Origin of the sequence: Pseudomonas helleri (genome assembly GCF_045830615.1) — a bacterium.
Lineage (GTDB): Bacteria > Pseudomonadota > Gammaproteobacteria > Pseudomonadales > Pseudomonadaceae > Aquipseudomonas > Aquipseudomonas helleri.
In genome coordinates this window covers 1,800,642-1,825,527 of sequence record NZ_CP174501.1, presented here as the reverse complement: position 1 = coordinate 1,825,527, position 24,886 = coordinate 1,800,642, and the positions used below count along the sequence as shown (strand labels likewise).

At 51.9% G+C, this 24,886-nt stretch carries 22 protein-coding genes; 1 reads left to right on the top strand and 21 read right to left on the bottom strand.

The genetic code is table 11. The features are described from left to right. Positions 1-38: 38 nt before the first annotated feature. The 21 genes from ACJJU9_RS08355 to mtnA form a co-directional block, all read right to left on the bottom strand. Entirely contained in the window at positions 39-1,076 is a 1,038-nt protein-coding gene (locus ACJJU9_RS08355) for an aromatic ring-hydroxylating oxygenase subunit alpha (RefSeq protein WP_407730439.1), read from the bottom strand. A gap of 156 nt (positions 1,077-1,232) precedes the next feature. Next, positions 1,233-1,448, bottom strand: coding sequence for an acyl carrier protein (locus ACJJU9_RS08350; RefSeq protein WP_153390177.1), 216 nt, complete (start codon positions 1,446-1,448; stop codon positions 1,233-1,235). 10 nt (positions 1,449-1,458) lie between these two features. Beyond that, complete coding sequence (locus ACJJU9_RS08345) at positions 1,459-2,076, bottom strand: sugar transferase (RefSeq protein ID WP_407730437.1); 618 nt, start codon at positions 2,074-2,076, stop codon at positions 1,459-1,461. 22 nt (positions 2,077-2,098) lie between these two features. Further along, a complete protein-coding gene (locus tag ACJJU9_RS08340) occupies positions 2,099-2,998 on the bottom strand; it encodes a glycosyltransferase (protein ID WP_407730436.1) in 900 nt (299 codons plus the stop codon). 45 nt (positions 2,999-3,043) lie between these two features. Next, positions 3,044-4,009, bottom strand: coding sequence for a hypothetical protein (locus ACJJU9_RS08335; protein ID WP_407730435.1), 966 nt, complete (start codon positions 4,007-4,009; stop codon positions 3,044-3,046). Between the two features lie 85 nt (positions 4,010-4,094). Then, positions 4,095-4,781: a hypothetical protein gene (locus ACJJU9_RS08330; protein ID WP_407730434.1), complete on the bottom strand. Its 687-nt coding sequence runs from the start codon at positions 4,779-4,781 to the stop codon at positions 4,095-4,097. A 50-nt stretch (positions 4,782-4,831) separates the two neighbouring features. Further along, positions 4,832-5,392: a dTDP-4-dehydrorhamnose 3,5-epimerase gene (gene rfbC, locus ACJJU9_RS08325; RefSeq protein ID WP_407730433.1), complete on the bottom strand. Its 561-nt coding sequence runs from the start codon at positions 5,390-5,392 to the stop codon at positions 4,832-4,834. Next, on the bottom strand, positions 5,392-6,282 hold the full coding sequence (gene rfbA / locus ACJJU9_RS08320) for a glucose-1-phosphate thymidylyltransferase RfbA (RefSeq protein ID WP_407730432.1): 891 nt from the start codon (positions 6,280-6,282) through the stop codon (positions 5,392-5,394). Before rfbA ends, rfbC begins: the two co-directional genes overlap by 1 nt. Positions 6,283-6,442: 160 nt before the next feature. Beyond that, on the bottom strand, positions 6,443-6,970 hold the full coding sequence (gene rfaH / locus ACJJU9_RS08315; RefSeq protein WP_407730970.1) for a transcription/translation regulatory transformer protein RfaH: 528 nt from the start codon (positions 6,968-6,970) through the stop codon (positions 6,443-6,445). A gap of 139 nt (positions 6,971-7,109) precedes the next feature. Then, positions 7,110-8,537 (bottom strand): MBL fold metallo-hydrolase, encoded by a 1,428-nt coding sequence (locus ACJJU9_RS08310; RefSeq protein WP_407730431.1) that lies wholly within the window; start codon positions 8,535-8,537, stop codon positions 7,110-7,112. 30 nt (positions 8,538-8,567) lie between these two features. Continuing rightward, complete coding sequence (locus ACJJU9_RS08305) at positions 8,568-9,860, bottom strand: chain-length determining protein (protein WP_407730430.1); 1,293 nt, start codon at positions 9,858-9,860, stop codon at positions 8,568-8,570. Positions 9,861-10,114: 254 nt separating this feature from the next. Beyond that, entirely contained in the window at positions 10,115-10,363 is a 249-nt protein-coding gene (locus ACJJU9_RS08300) for a lipopolysaccharide assembly protein LapA domain-containing protein (RefSeq protein WP_153338096.1), read from the bottom strand. Positions 10,364-10,387: 24 nt separating this feature from the next. Then, the gene (gene ihfB / locus ACJJU9_RS08295; protein WP_407730429.1) at positions 10,388-10,684 is read right to left on the bottom strand and encodes an integration host factor subunit beta; all 297 of its coding nucleotides are present in this window, start codon (positions 10,682-10,684) and stop codon (positions 10,388-10,390) included. A 364-nt stretch (positions 10,685-11,048) separates the two neighbouring features. Continuing rightward, entirely contained in the window at positions 11,049-12,743 is a 1,695-nt protein-coding gene (gene rpsA / locus ACJJU9_RS08290; protein WP_019826775.1) for a 30S ribosomal protein S1, read from the bottom strand. A gap of 123 nt (positions 12,744-12,866) precedes the next feature. Then, complete coding sequence (gene cmk, locus ACJJU9_RS08285; RefSeq protein ID WP_407730428.1) at positions 12,867-13,553, bottom strand: (d)CMP kinase; 687 nt, start codon at positions 13,551-13,553, stop codon at positions 12,867-12,869. Continuing rightward, on the bottom strand, positions 13,553-15,760 hold the full coding sequence (locus ACJJU9_RS08280; RefSeq protein ID WP_407730969.1) for a bifunctional prephenate dehydrogenase/3-phosphoshikimate 1-carboxyvinyltransferase: 2,208 nt from the start codon (positions 15,758-15,760) through the stop codon (positions 13,553-13,555). Before ACJJU9_RS08280 ends, cmk begins: the two co-directional genes overlap by 1 nt. Before the next feature lie 28 nt (positions 15,761-15,788). Next, positions 15,789-16,901, bottom strand: coding sequence for a histidinol-phosphate transaminase (gene hisC, locus ACJJU9_RS08275; protein ID WP_407730427.1), 1,113 nt, complete (start codon positions 16,899-16,901; stop codon positions 15,789-15,791). Between the two features lie 10 nt (positions 16,902-16,911). Next, a complete protein-coding gene (pheA, locus tag ACJJU9_RS08270) occupies positions 16,912-18,006 on the bottom strand; it encodes a prephenate dehydratase (RefSeq protein WP_048368510.1) in 1,095 nt (364 codons plus the stop codon). Further along, the gene (gene serC, locus ACJJU9_RS08265) at positions 18,006-19,091 is read right to left on the bottom strand and encodes a 3-phosphoserine/phosphohydroxythreonine transaminase (protein WP_273218925.1); all 1,086 of its coding nucleotides are present in this window, start codon (positions 19,089-19,091) and stop codon (positions 18,006-18,008) included. The genes pheA and serC overlap by 1 nt, the downstream gene beginning before the upstream one ends. A 184-nt stretch (positions 19,092-19,275) precedes the next feature. Then, positions 19,276-21,927, bottom strand: a complete 2,652-nt coding sequence (gyrA, locus tag ACJJU9_RS08260) for a DNA gyrase subunit A (protein ID WP_123750435.1) — start codon at positions 21,925-21,927, stop codon at positions 19,276-19,278. 384 nt (positions 21,928-22,311) lie between these two features. Beyond that, positions 22,312-23,388 (bottom strand): S-methyl-5-thioribose-1-phosphate isomerase, encoded by a 1,077-nt coding sequence (gene mtnA / locus ACJJU9_RS08255; protein WP_407730426.1) that lies wholly within the window; start codon positions 23,386-23,388, stop codon positions 22,312-22,314. Between the two features lie 108 nt (positions 23,389-23,496). Here mtnA and ACJJU9_RS08250 point away from each other — a divergent pair, with 108 nt between their 5' ends. Further along, positions 23,497-24,828, top strand: a complete 1,332-nt coding sequence (locus ACJJU9_RS08250) for a TRZ/ATZ family hydrolase (RefSeq protein ID WP_048368513.1) — start codon at positions 23,497-23,499, stop codon at positions 24,826-24,828. The last annotated feature ends 58 nt before the right edge of the window (positions 24,829-24,886 follow it).

The following is a 24,886-nucleotide window of genomic DNA, read 5'->3' as shown; positions in this document are numbered from 1 at the left end:
TGTTCGAGTTTTGCGGGCTTGTATATTCAAAAGGCTCTTCAAGAAGATTTATTCCACTCTGCACAAGAGCGTCTAAAGTGCAGGAGTTTTTGTTCTAACGTACTCGTGAATTTTGGCGCAGAGGTAGACCATGACTTGGCAGGAATACGTTTGCAAATTTGATGATCCTCATCAAATACTTGACGATTAATTTGAGCACTAGAGGTAACAAAAGAAGATGTAATTTCTTTATATTTTGACTCACTGTTTTTCACTGGATAAAGCCGACTGGTAAAAAAAGAAGACCGCGAATCTGAAGAGGGAAAAAAACTTTGCATCGAATACGAGTAACCATACGTAGAAGAAATCATTGAAAATGGAAAAATAAAAATACTCATATACCCTTGATAAGGCTCTGTTACCGAATAAAATCGATTCAAGCTTCTAAGACGCTTGGCAACCTTTTCATCTTCAACTGGTGAATACCATATTGAATTCTCGCCATAAAACTCATTTTGACCAACACCTAAATTTAATGTTGCAAGCGTATTGGTATGTATTAATGGTATATGATAAGGCTCTAGAGCATTTTCTAGAGCAATGGTCCAATCACACTCAAAAGGGTATCTGTTAAAGTCTGCACGACTATCAATATCACCTCCAATCCTAACAAGCAAATCACTGATAACAGGCCCAAGCTGCTCTTTTAGGGTTGTATGCGGCTTTATAGCAAAAAACACAAGCTCACCGATAACTTCCAGTTTAAACTCATTGAGCCGGGCACTGGCAATATCACAGCCTTGAAAAGTCTTAATACCTGCCACATTGACTTTACCGCGAGTGTAACTCCAGCCATGGTAAAGACACTTTACCATTTGATTACCATAGTATTCCGTAAAAAAACGAGCTCCACGATGAGGGCATAGATTATCGAACGCTACAAAATTTCCTTTGTCGTTAATAACAACCACTTCGAAATCTTGTATCTCAAAAAGTACAAAATCTCTATCATTCGCCAACTCAGACATGTGGGCAATTGGATGCCAATAAGACCGTACTAAATCATCAGCAATTTTAACAGAATCCAACACTGCCATCGTTTACGCTCACATAGCCAATATAAAAAATTCAGAATATATATCCGCGCAACACATCTTATAAACCAACACTCATGCTGCACGCAAAAATCAAATACCCGGAAAATTATTTCCGGGCTTGATAACTTAGCGCTTACCTCTTTTTTAAAGTTACAACTATATGGTAATAAGCGCCACAATATCTGAAACTTTCACGCACTCATTCAACTTTTCTGCTGAAAGTGTTTTATCCAAACGTTCATCCGCCAACGCCATAAAGGTAACGACAGCAATCGAGTCCCACGCCAGATCTGCGAGTGTATCGTCAAGGCTCACCGTCCCTTCATCTGCTTCCATTGCTTCTTCGATAAGGCTCAGAATTTTTTCTTGCATAGCATTTTCCCTACGATTTATCAGTAGTACGTTTTTGCTCAATGGACCCGGTGAAGGCTTCCATAGTCGCGTTATTTTCCTGCGAAATGCCTTCTTTTATAAGCACTTTTTTTATGGTTAGAAAAAGAATTTTTATATCGAGCCATAGCGTGTGGTTGTCGACATACCAGACATCAAGCTTGAATTTCTCATCCCAACTTAAACTATTACGTCCATTGATCTGAGCCCAACCTGTTACGCCGGGCTTAACCTCATGCCGTCTTCTCTGTTCATCCGAGTAAAGCGGTAGATATTGCATCAGCAAGGGCCTAGGTCCAACTAAACTCATATCCCCCTTCAAAACGTTCCAGAGCTCTGGCAGCTCATCCAGACTGCTCGAGCGTAAAAAACGTCCAAAAGGTGTCATCCGCTCACTGTCTGGGAGAGGCCGACCGTTACTATCGACCGCATCACGCATAGTTCGAAATTTGATCATGTGAAATGATTTCCCGTGCAAACCTGGCCTTTCCTGTTTAAATAACACAGGAGACCCAAGTTTTTTGCGCACCCGCCAAGCAACTATAAGAATTACGGGAAATAGTATTAATAAACCAAGTAGCGAGAAAACAACATCGAACAGCCTTTTCATAAATACCACCTAGAAAAGCATACTAAAATAAAAAAAACAGGATAAATACGAGAGCCCGGCTTTCTTTTTTATTTCTACGAAACTTGGAAGCCAACTTGGAAAGATATATCTTATCAAAAAATGAGTTTCTTTTTATGCGATCAACAATAGTAGCGCACTTTATATCCGCGCCTGATTTCTCAGCGATCCAAAGGATATTTTCGCGATACCAACCACTCCGTAAAAGTTTAAGTCTAGCCTGAACTCCCGAGAATGCACCCATTGCACCGTAAACATTATTAGCATGTTGCCGATAAAAAATATGAGCCTCTTTGTCGAAGACCCAATGAATATTATTGGTTCTGCACAGCGCATATATCAACCAATCATGAGAGCGCCCCCTGTATGATTCTATCGCTGCTATTTTTTCCTGAACTAACAAGCAAACATCGCGAGTTAAAACATAAGTACACCCAGCAGAGGCCCCTTGAAAGAGATAATCAAACTCTTTCTGAGATTGACTCTTATCAATATAACCAGCTTTTTTCATGGCATTATCATATGAAACAAGATTTGACGAATATCCACCCGCCTCCTCCAACTGCATAGTCTTTAAAGCAGCCTTTAACTTTCCAGGGGCCCAAACATCATCTTGATCTGCAAGGCTAACGTGGGTAAAACCCTGATAGTCTGAAAAACTAATAAGCTTAAAAAAATTGCCGGCAGCCGAACCCGTAAAATCACCAAAATTATCCACAACAGTTACATTTTTATACTTAGACGCAAATAAATTCAGTATATCTACTGTATCATCCGTTGAACCGTCATCACGCGCGAACAAATGCCAATCTTTATGCGTTTGAGCAATAAAAGATTCCAACTGCTCCTCGATATATAGCGAACCGTTGTAGGTAGCAAGCAAAATAGCAACTTTACAATCCATAGTATTAACACCAAAAATAAAAATACATTTTATTCACTAATAACATCAAGGCTTAACATTTCTGAAAATATCATAAAACATCAGACCAAAAAAAACCAAACCTAACAACAGGTCCACTTGACTATATTTACTATCAGGATTACCACTAAACATAAACGCGCCTTTAGAAACTACGGCCGCGCCTAGAACATAAGCAGAAAACCTGATACCAGCGACCTCACTTACGGAAAAAGCAAATGCCATTAGAAGCACAGCAGCGGTAAGAAAAACTTTAGTTCTTATATCTGATTGCTCATTGAACAAAGCCGTCCAAGAAACAAACCAAATAAGCAATATAAATATTTTCTTAAGAATAGACGCATTCTCTCCTCCTTGAAAATACACAGACCTTATACCAAAATCATAGTGAGACATAAAGCTGATCAACAAATATGATATCTGCTGAGAAAACACAATAAGGACCAACGCACCTATCATCACCCAACGAAGAAGCCCTGCTTGTACTGTTGGAAACAATCCACAGAACATGCAGACCATAGCGTACAACATTATCATCACAACAGCTGAGTCATGAAAAGCTATGGAAACCAATGACAAAATAAATACCCGTGGTGTTAATAACTTACCATGCGAGGCAAGATAGGCTATAACAATATACGCGGGAGCCGCTCTTAAAGCTGTTGTCAGCAATAGCGGTGAAAGTGCCAATGTAAAAAACAACCAACCACGTTGCTGCTGTTCATTTGCATCTCGCATTAAGACGTAAACAAAAGCAAAATAAAAAAGTTGGACTATTAATGCCAGACAATCGACAACGTGCTCTGCACTGTCAAAAAAACCAAAAGGATTCTTTAAAATATAACGTGAAACCCACTCTGCGGCATATTCATCAGGCGACCTAAGATATCCGCCATTTTTCACTAACGTCACATAATTACTATAATCCGGAAAACCAGACCCACCAATATAATAATAAACACCCAAAACAAAAAAGATCACCAATAAAAACATAGATCTATTCGTATTCACTATGTACTGCACCGCCCCCTCCCCACCAAAACGCACAATTATTTCAACATATACTTACGCTTGGAAACTATAAAAAAACAACCACCACACCAAGCACCAATACTAACTGACCAATCAACTTCCCCGTTACAATGCTTGCCGCACACTTTATTTCATTACCAGCATCAAGCGCTTTAAAAAATACTCTATCAACATAGGTAAACATTATGATTGAAGCACAAAAATTCAAAAGCTGTCCTGTATAGGCAAGAGTCATTCTTATCTCAGGATACTTCATACTCAAAACAAACGGCATAACAATTGCCAAATTAATTAGAAGACTAACCAACACTGAAAAAAAAGTAACTTTTGAAAGATAGTCAAAGTCTATACGCCACCAGTATTCTTTTTTCCCCAAAGCCCCAAACACCCCTGTAAAACCAAGAATTTGTATGTACTTCAGTGGTTTGGATGCATATTGAGATTTACACACAAATATTATTAACAACAGCCCTACGCACATCGAATAGCCAAACATGGCAGGAACACCAATAGTGGTAACTTTTTTCTCTAACAATAAAGATATACCAAAAACAGACACCATGTTCATGATTCGAGCAAGGTATTGAACCCAATTTGCAATTGCTAGTACCTGCGTAGTGCCATCCACGTTTACTCTGGCTCTAACCATTACGGCATATACATCAAAAACTTGCGCACCCACCAACGTCACAATGACTAACAACTCGAACACAGATACAATATTAATATTCATCACTAACTCTTTTTTTATTCATCACCAACCTGCTTTTTATGTCATAATTTTTATTTAAATAGACTATCCAACGATACTTCTGCCACTCTATCTTTTTCACTCACAATAACATTCTCCATCGCCGGCCACTCAATACCTATACGGCTGTCGCTCCAGAGCAAAGAGCGCTCAGAGGATTTATTATAATAATTAGTCGTCTTGTAAAGGAATTGTGTATTATCCTCAAGAGATAAAAACCCGTGCGCAAAGCCCTCAGGGACCCACAACATCTTTTTATTGAAGTTACTAAGTTCAACGCCTACCCATTTCAAAAAATATGGTGACTCGGGGCGAATATCAACTACCACATCGAACGCAGCACCCTCCACAACTCTAACAAGCTTACCTTGAGCATACGGTGCTTCTTGATAATGTAAACCTCGTAGAACACCTCGCTTTGAACTCGAGTGATTATCTTGTACAAAAGGCCCGGCCGCCGGTAACCCTAGAGCTTCTAAATTATTGGCAAACACCTCTTCGTTAAAACTCTCCATAAACCAACCACGGTCATCACTGTACACTGCAGGTTCAATAATCAACACATCAGGAATATCTGTACGGAGAATTTTCATTATTTATCAGTCTCGGATAACAACTTTTGCAGATACTGCCCATACCCGGTTTTTTTCAATTTCTCAGCCTGCTCACCCAATTTTTCAGGCGTTATCCAGCCGCTGTTAAACGCAATTTCTTCCAGGCAGGCAACTTTCAAGCCCTGACGGTGCTCGATGGTGTGCACAAAGTGACTGGCCTCAAGCAATGACTCATGCGTTCCAGTATCCAGCCATGCAAAACCGCGCCCCAACATTTCTACTTTCAAGCCGCCTTGCTCAAGGTAGGTACGGTTGACATCGGTAATCTCTAGCTCGCCTCGTGAAGACGGCTTAATGCCTTTTGCGATTTTCACGACGTCGTTGTCATAAAAATACAGCCCTGTGACTGCATAGTTCGATTTGGGTTTGGCGGGCTTTTCTTCAATACTCAGCGCTCGACCATTGCTGTCGAACTCCACCACACCAAAGCGTTCTGGATCTGAAACATGATAGCCAAATACAGTTGCACCCGATGTCTGAGACATGGCTGAACGCAGGTTGTCCGAGAAATGTTGACCGTAAAAAATATTGTCGCCAAGGATCAAACAAACTGAATCATTCCCGATGAACTCATCGCCTATGATGAATGCTTGAGCCAATCCATCGGGGCTAGGCTGCTCTGCATAACTCAGCTCGATACCGTACTGACTACCATCGCCTAACAACTTCTTGAAGCATGGCAAATCCTCTGGCGTGGAGATGATCAAAATCTCGCGCATTCCTGCCAGCATCAACACCGACAGAGGGTAGAAAATCATTGGCTTGTCGTAGATAGGCAACATTTGCTTAGACACGCCCAAGGTGAGCGGATGCAATCGGGTGCCTGAACCGCCAGCGAGGATGATGCCTTTACGTTTAATAGTGGTCATGTCGCGAGCACTTCCTTAACTTTTTGTTCGCCCCCTCCCCCTACATCTACATGTTATGGGTTGGACTAATCTGAATAAACACGCTACCGCCCCAGGATTAATCGTTGATTTCCTGAGAACGGTTTTCATTAACGATATAGTGGGCTCAGCCCTGATTTACCTACAGAGTAGAAATACTCGTGACAGGCAAACTGATCTGCTGCTGACGGTTCATTAGGTTGATGAGCAGAATGACCCTCTCCTCGCCGTCCATAGACATGAATATGGACTCAATACTTGCGAAGCCTTGGTCAAGAATGGTGACTTTGTCGCCAGCATTAAATTTTGAGATGACGTGCGTGTCTGCACGTGATTGTAGTTGAAGGATCAACTCGTGACTGACGGCCAAGGGGCGCCCGCCAAATGCAACAACCCGTGCGACTCCACGGGTTGAGCGTAGTGGTGCCCAGTTGGCGCCTTCCGGCATGTTGATAAACAGATAGCCCGGGAACAAAGACTCTTTAACGCAGCTCAGTTGACCACGTAGCAACTTTTCACGCCGGCAAACCGGGCGTGAGCATTCGTAGCCTTGGCGCTGGAGATTTTCCTCTGCACGTTCGTCTTGTTTGGGCTTGCATTGCACCAGGTACCAGTCATCAGATTTCGGCGTGCTGGGATCAGGCGGTACAGGGGCGTTTGTTATTTGCATGGGGACTTCATTAATGGGTTCATCCGTGTTTACCATTTTGCTCTGCATCTGCGCATGGTAAGCCACTGGGTTCTTATCATGACTGCAATCAGCTTCGCACAAGCGGCTCAGCGCCTGTCGGGACAAGGACATCGACAACTCAGTTTTGAGCGCTATACAGGCTCAACAGTTCCCTTGCCAATGCTTTCCTTGCCCGCTCATCACCGTGTACCAAACGTATCTCTTCAGGCCACTCAGTCATGCCTGATACAAAGTTGAGCAAGTCTACCTGGTCGGCATGGGCGGAATATCCACCCAATGTGCTGACGCCAGCATGGATCATACAGCGCTCACCTTCCAATTCAACAAAACCGCCTGACTGAGCGTATTTTTGTATAGCCGCCCCAGGTGTTCCCTTCGCCTGATACCCCGTAAAAAGCACATTATGCCGTTGGTCAGCCAACATCCTTTTCAGGTAATTGACTATTCGACCGCTGGAGCACATCCCTCCTCCGGCGATGACGATTGCCGGCCGACCCGTGCTGGCCAAATAGTTAACGGTCTGCAAGTGCCGGGCATGGCTGTCGATAGTGATCATTTGCTCAAAATGCAAAGGGTTGCGTCCATGACCCAGACGCACTTGCGCCTCTTCATTCCAATAGTCCTGCAGTTCACGATAGACCTTGGTTAGACGACTTGCTAACGGAGAATCAAGAATAACCGGGACTTGTGGCCAAGTTATGGGAAGAAATTGATCGTCATCACATATTGCTTGCGCCGGACCCAGCAACGCTTTGCGATGCAGGATATCTTCGATTTCGTAGAGTAGCTCTTGAGTACGGCCCATGCTGAATGCCGGTATCAGTAACGTTCCATGATCAGCCAAAGCCCTGTCGATAGCGATTTCCAGGCGTTCTTGGCGGTCCAGACGATTTTCGTGTAAACGGTCGCCGTAAGTACTCTCAAGAACCAGCACATCTGCCCTCTTGGGTGACACAGGCGCAAGCAGAAATGGTGAATGCGGAGCGCCCAAATCACCCGAAAAGACGATGCGTCGCGTCAACGCTGCCTGAGGATAATCTAGATCGCACTCCACATAGGCTGATCCCAGTATGTGGCCTGCTCTCTGCAGCCTGATTTGAGCGCGCAGGTTATCTGTTTGCTCGATGTTGAACCAATGGCCAAAAGGCAGCGCAATCACTTGTTGGTGCACACGCTGTAAATATCGCTCGATGATCTTCGGCTCACGACTCACCTCAAGCTTGAATGCATCCTCAAGTATCAATGGCAGCAATTTGGCTGATGGTTCACTGCACAGGATTGGCCCCTTGAATCCTGCAGCAAGCAAATGAGGAAGACGCCCCACATGGTCGGCATGGATATGGGTGATGACCAAGGCTTTTATGCCTTGAAGCGAAAAGTCGATTTGCGGGTACCGTGGGTTCCTGTCTAAAGCGATACGTTCGTCACTGCCTTGAAAAAGCCCGCAGTCGATCAGAATGCTGCTCTGGCTTGTCATCTGTAATTGATGACACGAGCCTGTGACGCCGTTGATGGCACCGTGATGTTTTACAATCGGATATGCCATGTACTTGCTCTCGCCAATCAGAATTTAGGGCTATCCCCCACCCAGGCTCTCGACTCGTCGCGCAGCCATTGAATTTCGAATCAAAACAATCAAGGCACCTGCCGCACAGCCAAAAGCCACACCCAGAACTACGAACAAGATTTTCCTGGGTTTGATTGGATCCAGAGGCTCCAGTGCTTTGCGGTCAATTGCCACTAACTGAATACCACTGAAATCAAGATTGCCGGCTTTACCCAAGCGTGCAATTTCAGCCCGAAAGGGCTGTACCCCACTCAGAAAAAGCTCCTCATTTTCACGCTGCTCAAGCACTTCAACTTCACGATTATTTTGCAGCATCCACATTTCACGCGCGATGTGAGCAATACGCGCCTCAGTGAAGTCATCACTGTTACGCTTCAACAATGCAGAGCGTTCCGCTTCGAGGATCTCGACCCCCATAAAAAAAAGTGGGATCTGCTGATTGTTGATCTCGGTGTACATGGCAGGCCCTTCACCCGCGCGAGAACTCTCAGCCAAACCCGATGGCGTCGTTGGCTTTTGAATCCCTAACGATTGAGCAATGTCGATGGCCTCCTTTAATTGAGCTATTCGATCCATTCGCCCAACCCTGAGCTGCTTTCGTAGCGCGACAAGCTCGTCCTGCAATTGCGAACGCTGAACGCCATCGGTCTCCAGCAATGTTGCAATGCGGGCTTGCTTGATCACGTCATATTCAGCGCGAGCGGCGTCGATGCTGCCCTCAAGCTCCACAAGACGGTTCTCAATGATGATCTTGAGGTCAGCTTCTATATGTTTACGCTCCACTTCAATTGCATACTCAACGAAACCATTGAGAATTTGGGCACCGTCAACGCCTTCGGGATAATTCAGCTCCAAGCGAATAAGAGCACTTGTCGACCCGACCTCATTGATAGGGGGCGTGATCACCTTCAACGAAGCTCTATTGAAGGACTCAAAGCTCTGTTCAAGCGTAACGCCTGGACGCTGCAAGTTACTGAACAGTGCCTGATTCGCTCTAAAAAAACCTAAGCGCACTCCATATGACTCAAGAGCCGAACCCACTCTTGTCAGAGCCTTCTCGGGAGGAAGTGTGTAGACACCTGAACGGTTAAGCGCATCCAGCGCATTAAGCGCAACCGGCCGAAGCACACTGATAACCTGGTACTCAGATGTGATGAGCCTGGTATAGGCATAAGCAGACAAACCAAAGAGTGTGCCCAGTAGCAGAATCAGACGCCTGCCCTGCCAAATCAGTTTGGAAATGCCAAAAATATCGATGTCATGCCTTGAGACGGCACTGGAAACAGAGGAAGTATTGCTCACCGACAAAGCCTGCTTTCAATGAAACATGGCGGGCTCGGCTGCAGGGATATTCATTGCTGAACAGCAGGTGCTTAAACCAGAGCACCTGAATAAGCAGGGAAATAGCTGGCAATCGAGGATTGGCCGTATTCTGCATGCATTACCAAGGCGTACATAGAATACGAAGCCTGACTTTCTGTAGGACTTTTCCTATGAAAGCGACTGCTGCTGGACCAAGGAGGCGCTCCTTGCCCCGATGCGCCAAGCTCTTTGTTTTAAGGCTGCAACACGCTGCGCTTCAATTTGGCAGCTTTTCGCTTGTATGCAATAAAGCCCATTGCAGGCCCAATCAGCATGCCAAGCAGCAATGCACCGATAAAAAACAGTGAAGCTGGCAGCTCAGGTGTACTCCACCCAAGAAAAACCAAAGACGTGGGCTGCTGGTTTTCGAGAATAAAAATCATCGTCCCGAAAATAACTACCAGCGCAAAAGCCACCAGAACTGCACGCTTAACGCTACTCATCTGTAACTCCCATGTCCCTAAGGATTAAAAATCGTCTTCCTCATCTTCATTCACTCGATCCCGTAGCTCTTTACCCGGCTTGAAATGAGGAACAAATTTACCGTCGAGACTTACAGACTGGCCGGTTTTTGGGTTACGGCCGACCCGTGGTGCGCGGTAATGCAGTGAAAAACTACCAAAGCCACGGATTTCAATTCGATCTCCGGTTGCCAGGCACTGTGACATTTGTTCAAGCATGGTCTTGATAGCCAGCTCAACATCTTTGGATGAGAGCAGCCCTTGATGGGTGACAATTCGTTCGATCAACTCCGACTTCGTCATATTTTTCCCTTCTTTTTCAAGCAGCTAGATCAGCGCTTCAAAGGTTTTAGCATGATCAATTGAATTTGAACAGCCCAGATCTTGACTTATCTTTGCAGACCTCTGCGCAATTGCTCAGGTATGCCTGACATACCTGTCAACCATCACTTCAGGTAAAGCACACCATCAACCTGCCCGACATGCTCGCAGAGAGTTACTGACCGGCAATTGAGATAGATACCGTGTACTGGAGCCGATGGCCACAAGGACCTCCAGAATCGCGTCGTACTGGCTCTGTATGCTTTATATCTAAGTAAACAATACTCAAATCGCAGGCACAAAAAAGGGCGACCTAAGTCGCCCTTTTTCTATGGTCAATCAGAACTTAGTTCTGTTTTTCCATTTGTGCACGCAGCAGGTCGCCCAAAGTGGTCGGACCAGCAGCGATCTCAGAGGTAGCTGGCTTGTCGCGCAGGCTCTGGATTGCTTCCTTCTCGTCTTCAACGTCTTTCGACTTGATGGACAGTTGGATTACGCGGCTCTTGCGATCAACGCTGATGATCTTGGCTTCTACTTCTTCGCCTTCTTTCAGAACGTTACGCGCGTCTTCGATGCGGTCACGGCTGATTTCGGAGGCTTTCAGAGTTGCTTCGATATCGTTGGCCAGAGTGATGATGGCGCCTTTAGCGTCAACTTCTTTCACGATGCCCTTAACGATTGCGCCTTTGTCGTTCTCTTGTACGTACTCGGAGAACGGATCGCTTTCCAGCTGCTTGATACCCAGGGAGATGCGCTCACGCTCTGGATCAACAGACAGGATAACGGTGTCAAGCTCGTCGCCCTTCTTGAAACGACGTACGGCTTCTTCGCCCACTTCGTTCCAGGAGATGTCGGACAGGTGAACCAGGCCGTCGATGCCGCCGTCCAGACCAATGAAGATACCGAAATCGGTGATCGACTTGATGGTGCCGGAGATTTTATCGCCCTTGTTGAACTGGCCAGAGAAATCTTCCCATGGGTTAGATTTGCACTGCTTGATGCCCAAGGAGATACGACGACGCTCTTCGTCGATGTCCAGAACCATAACTTCCACTTCGTCGCCGACTTGTACGACTTTCGAAGGGTGGATGTTTTTGTTGGTCCAGTCCATTTCAGAAACGTGTACCAGACCTTCAACGCCTTCTTCCAGCTCAGCGAAGCAGCCGTAGTCGGTCAGGTTGGTTACACGAGCGGTAACGCGAGTGCTTTCTGGGTAACGGGCTTTGATAGCAACCCATGGATCTTCGCCCAGTTGCTTCAGGCCCAGGGAAACACGATTGCGTTCGCGATCGTACTTCAGAACCTTGACATCGATCTCGTCGCCAACGTTGACGATTTCGGAAGGATGCTTGATGCGCTTCCAGGCCATGTCAGTGATGTGCAGCAGGCCATCAACGCCACCCAGGTCGACGAATGCGCCGTAGTCGGTGAGGTTTTTGACGATACCTTTAACTTGCTGACCTTCTTGCAGGGATTCCAGCAGAGCTTCACGCTCAGCCGAGTTCTCTGCTTCAAGTACGCTGCGACGCGAAACAACAACGTTGTTGCGCTTCTGGTCAAGCTTGATGACCTTGAATTCCAGCTCTTTGCCTTCCAGGTGCGTGGTGTCGCGCACTGGACGAACGTCAACCAGAGAACCTGGCAGGAACGCACGGATGCCGTTAACGTCGACAGTGAAGCCGCCTTTAACCTTACCGTTGATAACGCCCTTGACCACTTCTTCAGCTGCGAAGGCTGCTTCCAGAACGATCCAGCATTCAGCGCGCTTGGCTTTTTCACGGGACAGCTTGGTTTCGCCAAAGCCGTCTTCGACCGCGTCCAGCGCAACGTGAACTTCATCACCGATGTTGATGTTCAGTTCGCCAGCGTCGTTGTGGAACTGCTCCAGCGGGATGAGGCCTTCAGACTTCAAACCAGCGTGAACGGTAACCCAACCAGCTTGGTAATCGATATCAACGATGATAGCGGTGATGATCGAGCCAGCCTGAAGATTCAGGGTTTTTAGGCTTTCTTCAAACAGTTCTGCAAAGCTTTCGCTCATTTTAATTCCTGTTGATCAAGGGCGAAGGAATACGCCCATCTGCCACATTCCAGACAATGTGGGTTACGTTCATATAAAAGAAGGCATGCAGGACTATTTCTGGTCTCCTGCACGCGTTCTTGGTCATCCGGCGAGATCGCGAAGGGCGATTTCACTCTTGATGCGTTCTAACACCTGCTCGATGGATAACTCCGTGGAGTCAAGCTGTATGGCATCAGCCGCCGGCTTTAGCGGGGCTATTGCACGCTGCGTGTCACGCTCATCACGGGCACGTATCTCATCCAACAGACGCGGGAGACTAACATCATCCCCCTTGGCCTTCAACTGCAAGTATCGGCGTCGGGCCCTCTCCTCGGCGCTGGCCGTCAGAAAAATCTTCAGCGGCGCATCATGAAAAACCACTGTTCCCATGTCGCGGCCGTCGGCAACCAGCCCCGGAGGCTCCCTGAATGCACGCTGACGTTGCAGCAAAGCGTCGCGAACAGCGGGCAACGCCGCCACTTTCGATGCACCCGCAGCAACAGCCTCATTACGAATTGCCTGCGTGACGTCTTCACCTTCAAGCACGATACGCGCCGACTTACCTTCCGTCGCTCCGACGAACTGCACATCAAGATGAGCCGCCAAATGACTCAACAACTTGTCGTTATCGAGTGCGACACCATGATTAACAGCGGCAAACGCCAGCAAACGGTACAAGGCGCCAGAATCCAGCAATGCCCAACCCAAATGCTCGGCCAGGCGACCTGCAACGGTGCCCTTGCCCGAACCGCTAGGTCCGTCGATGGTGATGACTGGCGCCAACGACATCACGACTGCGCCTCTAGCGCCACACGAATACCGACCTGCTTGCACAGCGCAAGGAAGTTCGGGAAAGACGTCGCGACGTTAGCACAATCGTGAATACGGATTGGCGCCGTAGCACGCAGCGAAGCAATGCTGAATGCCATCGCAATACGGTGGTCGCCATGACCATGAACTTCACCGCCACCGATGGAGCCGCCATCAATAATGATGCCGTCAGGGGTCGGTTCGCATTTGACGCCCAAGGTCAGCAAGCCGTCAGCCATCACCTGGATACGGTCAGACTCCTTGACTCGCAGTTCTTCGGCGCCGCGCAGAACAGTACGACCTTCTGCCACCGCCGCAGCTACAAACAGTACCGGGAACTCATCAATTGCCAATGGCACCAGCGCTTCCGGAATGTCGATACCTTTAAGCTTGGCAGCCCGTACACGCAGGTCCGCCACTGGCTCGCCACCTACTTCGCGCTGGTTTTCGAGGGTGATGTCAGCACCCATCAAACGCAAGATGTCGATCACGCCTGTGCGAGTAGGGTTGATGCCTACGTGCTCCAGCAACAGGTCCGAACCTTCAGCAATTGAAGCCGCTACCAGGAAGAACGCCGACGACGAGATATCGCCCGGCACTTCGATATGCGTCGCCGTGAGCTTGTGGCCCGACTCGACCGACGCCGTAGGTCCGTTGACGCTAACCGGGTAACCAAAACCACGCAGCATGCGCTCGGTGTGATCGCGGGTTGGCGCAGGCTCAGTGACAGAGGTAGTGCCTTCGGCATACAAACCCGCCAGCAACAGGCAGGACTTCACTTGGGCACTGGCCATTGGCAATGTGTAGTTCACACCTTTAAGCGCGTGACCGCCACGAATGATCATGGGCGGGCGACCCTCAGCCGCCGTTTCAATCACAGCGCCCATTTCACGCAGCGGATTAGCCACACGGTTCATTGGGCGTTTGGTCAGCGATGCGTCACCGGTCAGCGTCGTGTCAAAGCTCTGTGCGGCCAAAAGACCCGACAACAAGCGCATCGACGTACCCGAGTTACCCAGATATATGGGCCCTGGTGGCGCTTTCAAGCCATGCAGGCCAACGCCGTGAATGGTCACGCGACCCTGGTGCGGTCCTTCAATAACAACGCCCATGTCACGGAACGCTTGCAGCGTTGCCAGAGCGTCTTCGCCCTCAAGAAAACCTTCAACCTGCGTCGTGCCCTCAGCCAACGAGCCGAGCATGATCGAGCGGTGAGAAATGGACTTGTCGCCTGGCACACGGATTTGGCCAGTTACAGTGCCACCTGGTTCAGCCAGGAAAATCAGATCATTTGAATTCATAGGGTCCACATATGCCCGGCGGGCCAGGATTTTACTGAAATGCTCTCGAGCAACCCGGGCGCGGGTAAAAACGCCCAGCAATTGATGCCCGTCCCCTGCATCGACCGCGTCGCGCAAGGCGTCGAGGTCGCTACGAAATGTATCCAATGTGCGCAGCACCGCCTCGCGGTTAGCGAGGAAGATGTCATGCCACATTACCGGGTCGCTCCCGGCGATTCTTGTGAAATCGCGGAAGCCCCCCGCAGCGTACCGAAAGATCTCCAGATTCTCATTGCGCTTGGCAAGAGAATCGACCAACCCAAACGCCAGCAGGTGCGGCAGATGACTGGTTGCAGCGAGGACTTCGTCGTGACGTTCGACCTGCATGTGCTCAACATCTGCGCCCAGTGCCCGCCACAACGTATCGACCAGGGCCAGCGCAGCAGGATCGGTTTCAGCTACAGGCGTCAAAATAACCTTGTGCCGCTCGAAGAGACTGGCATTTGAAGCCTCGACACCGCTTTGCTCAGACCCGGCAATTGGATGCCCCGGCACGAAACGCGGCGGCATGGCACCAAACGCCTGAGCTGCAGCGCGCACCACGTTACCCTTGGCACTGCCGACATCGGTCAATACCGCGCGACCCAGATCAATGCCCGCCAACAAGCCGAGCATTTTCTCCATGGCCAGAATTGGCACGGCCAACTGAATAACGTCGGCGCCACGGCAAGCCACCGCCAGATCAGCTTCACAGCGATCAACCACACCCAGCTCGACTGCCAGGGCTCGCGACTTCGGGTTCAGATCAACACCGACCACCTCGGCGCACAAGCCACTTTCACGCATACCTTTAGCGAAAGAGCCACCAATCAGGCCCAATCCTACAACCACCAGCCGACCTACAATAGGCGCAACAGGTTTCAGCGATATAACATCAACCACGAGCAAGAACCTTGGCCAGCGCCTCAAGCAAACGGGTGTTTTCCGCTGGCAGACCAATGGTGACTCGCAAGTGATTCGGCATGCCGTAGTTGGCCACCGGACGCACAATTACGCCTTCACGCAACAAGCCTTGATAAACCGGCGCTGCGACCTGCCCCAGATCCACCGCAATAAAATTGCCTTTGGAGGGAATCCACTGCAAGCCCAACTCACGGAAGCCGTCTTGTAACTGCTGCATGCCCGACTCGTTGAGGCGACGGCTTTCGGCCAGATAGTCGGCATCTTGCAGCGCAGCGCAGGCCGCCGCCAGCGCCAGGCTGTTGACGTTGAATGGCTGGCGAACGCGGTTCAATACGTCGGCTACCACTGCGCTCGACAGGCCGTACCCTACCCGCAAGGCGGCCAGGCCATAAGCCTTGGAGAAGGTTCGCGAGACCAGCAAGTTAGGGTAAGCCGACAAGAACTCCACGCCATCCGGCAATTCACTGCCTTCTGCGTACTCGATGTACGCCTCGTCCAGAACCACCAGCACACGCTCAGGCACATCTTGCAAAAACTCATTGAGCGCCTCGGCGCTGAACCAGGTGCCGGTCGGGTTGTTCGGGTTGGCGAGGAACACCACACGGGTGTTCTCGTCTATCGCCCCCAGCATGGCTGGCAAGTCATGACCCCAGTCTTTGGCCGGAACGACATGCGCCGTCGCACCAATGGCCTGGGTCACGATCGGATACACCGCGAACGCATGCTCACTGAACACGGCATTCAGGCCTGGCGCCAGGTACGCACGCGCAACCAGCTCCAGGATGTCGTTAGAACCATTGCCCAGCGTCACTTGATTCAGTTGCACGCCAGTTTGCTCGGCCAGCAAGGTTTTGAGCGCAAAACCATTACCGTCTGGATAACGCGTCAACTCGGCCAACTCTTCACGAATGGCCGCCAGCGCTTTGGGGCTTGCACCCATAGGGTTTTCGTTACTGGCCAGTTTGACGATGGTTGCCGGATCAATATCCAGCTCACGCGCCAGCTCGTCCACAGGCTTGCCCGGGACGTATGGCGAAAGTTGCTGCACACCCGGCTGTGCCAGGGCGAGGAAATCACCGCTCATGTAAACCGCCTCAGAGAACCGCTTTCGGATAGGAGCCGAGCACTTTGAGCGCTACGGCTTCCTGACTGATCTGCTCCAGCACACTTTTGACCAACGGGTCGCGGTGGTGGCCAGCAAAGTCAATGAAGAACACATAGGTCCACTTGCCGCTACGCGATGGACGCGTCTCAATGCGCGTGAGGTCGATGCCGTTTTCATGGAATGGCACCAACAACTCATGCAGCGCACCCGGACGGTTGCTCATCGACACGATAATCGAGGTTTTGTCATCCCCGGTCGGCGGCACTTCCTGGTTGCCAATCATCAAGAAACGCGTGGAGTTATCCGGGCGATCTTCGATTTTTTCAGCCAGACGGGTCAGACCGTACAGGCCTGCTGCCATGTCGCCAGCAATCGCTGCGGAGTTCCACTCGCCTTTAACCCGCTTGGCCGCTTCGGCATTGCTCGACACGGCAATCCGCTCAACGTTCGGGTAGTGCGCGTCCAGCCACTTGCGGCACTGGGCCAACGACTGGGCATGCGAGTAGATACGGCTGATGCTGTCAGTCTTGGTGTTTTCGCCCACCAGCAAATGGTGGTGGATACGCAGCTCAACTTCGCCGCAGATCACCATGTCGTGCTCAAGAAAGCTGTCCAGCGTGTGGTTAACAGCGCCTTCGGTAGAGTTCTCTACCGGCACCACACCAAAGTTCACCGCACCGGCCGCCACTTCACGGAACACTTCATCAATCGCAGCCATCGGCTTGCTGATGACCGCGTGGCCAAAGTGTTTCATGGCCGCAGCTTGGGTAAAGGTGCCTTCAGGGCCCAGATAAGCCACTTTCAGCGGCTGCTCAAGCGCCAGGCAAGAAGACATGATTTCGCGGAACAACCGCGCCATCTCTTCGTTGCCCAGCGGCCCCTTGTTGCGTTCCATCACACGCTTAAGCACCTGAGCTTCACGCTCAGGCCGGTAAAAGACCGGCACTTCGCCTTCAGCCAGCGACGCCATCTTGACCCGCGCCACTTCCTGAGCGCAGCGGGCACGCTCACTGATCAGCTCCAGAACCTTTTCGTCCAGACTGTCGATACGCAGGCGCAAGGCCTTGAGTTCTTGCTCGGACATTAGCCGTGTTCCTTCTCGAACTCTGCCATGTAAGCCACCAGCGCATTCACTGCGTGGATGTCCACGGCGTTATAGATCGACGCGCGCATGCCGCCTACCGAGCGGTGGCCTTTGAGGTTCAACAGGCCGCGAGCCTCAGCACCCGCCAGGAATGGCTTGTCGAGACGGTCGTCAGCCAGACGGAACGGCACGTTCATCCACGAGCGGTCAGTCTTGTTGATCGGGTTGCTGTACAAGCCGCTGGCATCGATGAAGTCGTACAAGGTGCGCTTTTTAACTTCATTGAGCTTGCCGATGGCTTCAACACCGCCCTGCTCTTTCAGCCACTCAAACACCAGGCCAGACAAGTACCAGGCCAGCGTTGGCGGGGTGTTGTACATCGAGCCATTATCGGCGGCGACCTTGTAATCCAGCATGGTCGGGCAGAACGAGCGTGCACGCCCCAACAGGTCTTCGCGAACGATGTTCACCACGATACCGCTTGGGCCGATGTTCTTTTGCGCACCAGCGTAGATCATGCCGAAACGGGAAACGTCGACTGGACGCGACAGGATGTCCGAGGACATATCGGCAACCAGCGGAACGTCGCCGGTTTGCGGAATCCAGTCAAACTCCAGACCGCCGATTGTTTCGTTCGGCGCATAGTGAACATAGGCCGCGTCTTTGGACAGGTTCCACTCGTTCTGGCCAGGAATCGCAAAGTAATCGTAGTTCTTGGCACTGGCAGCCACGTTGATGCGGCCATAGCGTGCAGCTTCTTCGATGGCTTTTTGCGACCAGATGCCGGTATCGATGTAATCCGCCGAGCCATTTTCAGGCAGCAGATTCAACGGGATCTGGGCAAATTGCTGGCTTGCGCCGCCTTGCAGAAACAGGACTTTGTAGTTCGAGGGAATAGACAGCAGGTCGCGCAGATCCTGCTCAGCCTTGGTTGCAATGGACACGAACTCATCGCTGCGATGGCTCATTTCCATAACCGAGAGGCCCTTGCCATGCCAGTCGAGCAACTCAGACTGGGCACGCAACAGGACGGCTTCAGGAAGCGCAGCAGGACCTGCGCAGAAGTTATAGGCTCGTTTGCTCACATCCACTCTCGCTCTGATTTGGTGGGTCATGCAATAAATCAACAAAAGCTGCACCGCATGGCAAAGCGCCAATCTGTTCTGTGCACACCGGCCTGGCGGCTCAAAAATCAGAGCTTCGCTACACGTTACAGCCCCAACACATACAACAAGGGGGCGAATCTTCATCCGCCCCCTGTGTGTCCGCTTATTCCTGCGGTTCTTCTTCGTCAGCGCCAGCCTCTAGCGGCTGCTCGTCGTCAACGCCATCCTGGATGGCCTCGCCCTCGAGCTCAACGTCATCGTCGAGTTCTTCGCCTTCCACTTCCGAAGGCTCCTGTACCCGCTCAAGCCCGACCAGCGTTTCATCGCTGGCCAGTTTGATCAAGGTCACGCCCTGGGTGTTACGACCCAGGCTCGACACTTCGTCAACACGCGTACGCACCAACGTACCCTGGTCAGAAATCAGCATGATTTCTTCGCCATCCTGAACCTGGACAGCGCCAACCAGGCGACCGTTACGCTCGTTGCTGACCATGGCAATTACGCCCTGACCGCCACGCTTGTACTCAGGGAACTCGCTGATCGCCGTACGTTTGCCGTAGCCACGCTCGGACGCCGTGAGGATCTGGCTGCCTTCTTCCGGGATCAACATCGAGATCAGCTTTTGACCTTCTGGCAGACGCATGCCGCGAACACCACGGGCCGTACGGCCCATCGCACGGACGTCAGACTCTTTAAAGCGAGTCACTTTGCCACCGTCGGAGAACAGCATGACTTCGCGCTCGCCATCAGTGATAGCAGCGCTGATCAGTACGTCGCCTTCGTCCAGCTCCAGGGCGATCAGGCCCACGCTGCGTTGACGGCTGAAGGATTCCAGCGGGGTCTTCTTCACGGTGCCGTTAGCGGTGGCCATGAAGATGAAATGACCTTCGGTGTACTCCTCGACCGGCAACATGGTGGTGATGTATTCACCCTCATCCAGCGGCAGCAGGTTGACCAGCGGACGACCGCGCGCGGCACGGGACGCTTCTGGAATTTCGTAGGTCTTGAGCCAGTACACCTTGCCCTTGCTGGAGAACAGCAACAGCGTGGTGTGGCTGTTGGCTACCAGCAGGTGAGCGATGTAGTCCTCATCCTTCACGCCAGTGGCCGACTTGCCTTTACCGCCACGACGCTGAGCCTGGTACGCAGCCAACGGCTGGGTCTTGGCATAGCCACCGTGGGAAATGGTCACAACGCGCTCTTCTTCCGGAATCATGTCGCCCAGTGTCAGGTCGAGACGATGATCCAGAATTTCGGTACGGCGCACGTCGCCGTATTCCGCACGAATGACTTCCAGTTCTTCGCGGATCACTTCCATCAAGCGCACAGCGCTGTTGAGGATGCGGATCAGCTCGCCGATCTGGTTCAGGATCTCTTGGTACTCAGCCAGCAGCTTCTCGTGCTCAAGACCGGTCAAGCGGTGCAGGCGCAATTCAAGAATGGCCTGAGCCTGTTCTGGCGACAGGAAGTACTTGCCGTCGCGCAGACCATATTGCGGGTCAAGGTTTTCAGGGCGGCATGAATCGGCACCGGCACGCTCAACCATCGCCACTACCGCCGTCGACTCCCAAGGGGTGCTGATCAGCGCTTCCTTGGCTTCAGATGGCGTTGGAGACGCTTTGATCAGCGCAATCACCGGGTCGATGTTAGACAGGGCAACGGCCTGACCTTCAAGGATGTGGCCACGTTCACGGGCTTTACGCAGCTCGAAGACGGTACGACGGGTCACCACTTCACGGCGGTGACGCACGAACGCTTCAAGCAGGTCTTTGAGGTTCAGGATGCGCGGACGACCGTCGATCAGGGCAACAATGTTGATCCCGAACACGCTTTGCAGCTGGGTCTGTGCATAGAGGTTATTGAGAATAACCTCCGGCACCTCACCGCGACGCAACTCGATCACAACGCGCATGCCGTCCTTGTCGGACTCGTCACGCAGCTCGGTGATGCCTTCAAGCTTCTTCTCTTTAACCAGCTCAGCGATCTTCTCGATCAGACGCGCTTTGTTCAACTGGTAAGGCAGCTCGGTGATCACGATCTGCTGACGGCCGCCGACCTTGTCGATGTCTTCGATAACCGAACGGGCACGCATATAAATGCGGCCACGGCCAGTGCGATAGGCTTCGATGATGCCGGCACGGCCGTTAATGATTGCCGCCGTTGGAAAATCCGGGCCCGGGATGAACTGCATCAGTTCGTCGACGCTCAACTCCGGGTTGTCGATCAACGCCAGGCAGCCATCAATGACTTCGCCCAGGTTGTGCGGCGGGATGTTGGTGGCCATGCCCACAGCAATACCGCTGGAGCCGTTGACCAACAAGTTGGGAATACGCGTTGGCATGACCGCCGGGATCAGTTCCGTGCCGTCATAGTTCGGCACCCAATCCACGGTTTCTTTGTGCAAGTCGGCCAGCAGTTCGTGAGCCAACTTGGTCATGCGCACTTCGGTGTATCGCATGGCAGCGGCGTTGTCGCCGTCAACCGAACCGAAGTTACCCTGACCGTCTACCAGCAGGTAGCGCAGGGAGAATGGCTGAGCCATTCGAACGATGGTGTCGTAAACGGCCGTATCACCATGCGGGTGATACTTACCGATAACGTCACCGACCACACGGGCAGATTTCTTGTACGGCTTGTTCCAGTCGTTACTCAGTTCGCTCATCGCAAACAGCACACGCCGGTGCACGGGCTTCAAGCCATCGCGCGCATCAGGCAGTGCCCGGCCGACAATTACGCTCATTGCGTAGTCGAGGTAGGACTGTTTCAGCTCGTCTTCGATATTGACCGGGAGGATTTCTTTGGCCAGTTCGCCCATGAGAAGCCTGATTCCTTTTTCGGGTGAAACTTCGCCACATCCATTCGGGACGAACGAAGCTCGCCGCCGCTGGCCACGTGCCACGCAACGACTTACGACAAATCAACGAGTTAACCTACGGATTTGCGCAGTAAGGGCAACCCTTGCAGGGCACCCCGGAAACCGCCGGATGTTATCACAATCGCCGCCACGCACCTATCCCCCAGATGCGCATGGAGCATAGTAATTGGACCGATTGCAGGCTTGAGCGTGTCCAGAGGGACTCTGAGCCCACTTGAGGGGCCCTGCCACCCAGGTTTTTAGTGAGTACCGAAGGCTGCGACACGCGCCGCAAGCCTTCGTTTGTATCATCTGGCAACAAGGGAGGGAGCCCGCGTCAGCGCATCAATGCAACCGCTTGCGGCACATCAATTGCGCCATTTTGGCAGCGTCCGGGCGCTCAACAATGCCCTTCTCGGTCACGATCACGTCAATCAGATCTGCCGGGGTCACGTCAAACACCGGATTGAACGCCTGAACATCCGCGCCGACACGCTTGCCGCCCACTTCCAGCAATTCACTGCCGTTACGCTCTTCAATCGGAATGTCTTCGCCGCTGGCCAGGTCCATGTCGATGGTCGAACTCGGCGCAACCACCATAAAGCGCACACCGTGGTGCATGGCGTTGACCGCCAACTGATAGGTGCCAATCTTGTTTGCCACGTCACCATTGGCGGTAATGCGGTCAGCGCCGACAATCACCCAGGTCACGCCCTTGGTTTTCATGATGTGGGCTGCCGCCGAGTCCACGTTCAAAATCACCGGGATCCCTTCGTTGGCCAGCTCCCAGGCAGTCAGGCGCGAACCTTGCAGCCACGGCCGGGTTTCATCGGCATACACCTGCTCGATCATGCCCTCGATCCATGCGCCGCGAATCACCCCCAGTGCCGTGCCAAAGCCGCCGGTTGCCAGCGCTCCGGTGTTGCAGTGGGTCAATACGGTCTGGGCATTGCCCTGATGGCGACGGATCACATCGACACCCAACTGCGCCATCGTCAGATTGGCCTCGCGGTCGCTCTCATGCATCGCGACGGCTTCGTCTTCCAGCGCTTGCAGCGCATCGGTGTTGTCTTTGCAGCGCTCCAGACGGTCGCGCATGCGATTAAGCGCCCAAAACAGATTCACCGCGGTCGGTCGCGAGTTCGCCAACAGGGAGAAATCCTGCTCCAGCGCCGCCACCCAGTCACCGCCTGCCGCTTTGCGATCACGCGCCGCCAGCACTACGCCATAGGCCGCCGCAATACCAATCGCCGGGGCGCCACGCACCACCATGTCACGAATGGCCTGAGCAACCCCGTCAGCGTCGGTATAGGCCAGCCAGTTCTCTTCAAAAGGCAAAATGCGCTGATCCAGCAGATGCAGGGCTTCACCCTGCCAATCAATGGCCTTTACCTTTTCAGCGGCCAACAGTCGATCGCGCATGACTTCCCCTATCACCCTGATACAAAACCGCCGATTATAGCGAGCCCGCCCCCAAGACGCTCGGGTATACTTCGCGTCCTTTTTATAATGCACCGGAAGTCATTTTTGATGCCAACCCAGCCCTTGACCTTCGACTTATTGCTGCTCCCCACCTGGCTCGTACCTGTTGAACCCGCCGGGGTCGTACTCAAGGACCATGCTGTGGGCATCCAGGACGGACGCATTGTATTCATGGGCCCGCGCCACCTCGCCGAAAAACACACTGCCCTTGAAACCCGCGAACTCCCCGAGATGCTGCTCAGCCCGGGGCTGATCAATGCCCACGGTCACGCGGCAATGACGTTGTTCCGCGGCATGGCCGATGACTTGCCCCTGATGACCTGGCTGGAAAACCATATCTGGCCGGCCGAGGCCAAGTGGGTCGATGAGGCGTTTGTGCGCGACGGCACCGACCTGGCCATAGCCGAGCAGATCAAAGGCGGCATTACCTGCTTCAGTGACATGTATTTTTTCCCCAAGGTCGCCAGCGAGCGCGTGCACAACAGCGGTATCCGCGCACAAATTGCCTTCCCCATTCTGGACTTCCCGATTCCGGGCGCCAGCACCGCAGACGAATCCCTGCGCCAGGCGGTAGAACTGTTTGGCGACTTGAAATACCACCCGCGCATCAAAATCGCGTTCGGCCCGCACGCGCCGTATACCGTCGGTGACGAAAATCTCGAGAAAGTCCGGGTGATTGCCGACGAACTCGATGCTGCCGTGCAAATGCACGTACACGAGACCGCCTTCGAAGTGCAACAGGCCGTCGAGCACAATGCCGAGCGCCCGGTAGCCCGCCTTGCCCGCCTGGGTTTGCTGGGCCCGCGCTTCCAGGCCGTGCACATGACTCAAATCAACGATGAAGACCTGAGCCTTCTGGTAGAAAGCAATTCCAGCGTGATTCATTGCCCTGAATCCAACCTCAAATTGGCCAGCGGTTTCTGCCCGGTCGAGCGTTTGTGGCAAGCCGGCGTCAATGTCGCGGTTGGCACCGACGGGGCCGCCAGCAATAATGACCTCGATTTGCTCGGTGAAACCCGCACAGCTGCCTTGCTGGCCAAAGCCGTATCCGGCTCGGCCACGGCACTGGATGCTCACCGCGCACTGCGTATGGCAACGCTCAACGGCGCTCGCGCCCTGGGCCAGGAGAGCGAAATCGGCTCGATCGAAGTCGGCAAAGCGGCTGACCTGGTGGCATTCGATTTGAGCGGCCTTGCCCAGCAGCCGGTCTATGACCCCGTCTCACAGCTGATCTACGCCACTGGCCGCGATTGCGTGAAACACGTATGGGTCGCCGGCAAGCAACTGCTGGATAACGGCCAATTGACGCGCCTGGACGAGCAACAACTGTGCGCCACCGCCAAAGCCTGGGGCGAGCGTATAAACAGCCATACTCATTGATTCCAAGCCTCAGGGCCCCGGCCCTGAGTTTTACCCGGTTTTTTAGCTTTAGAGGATT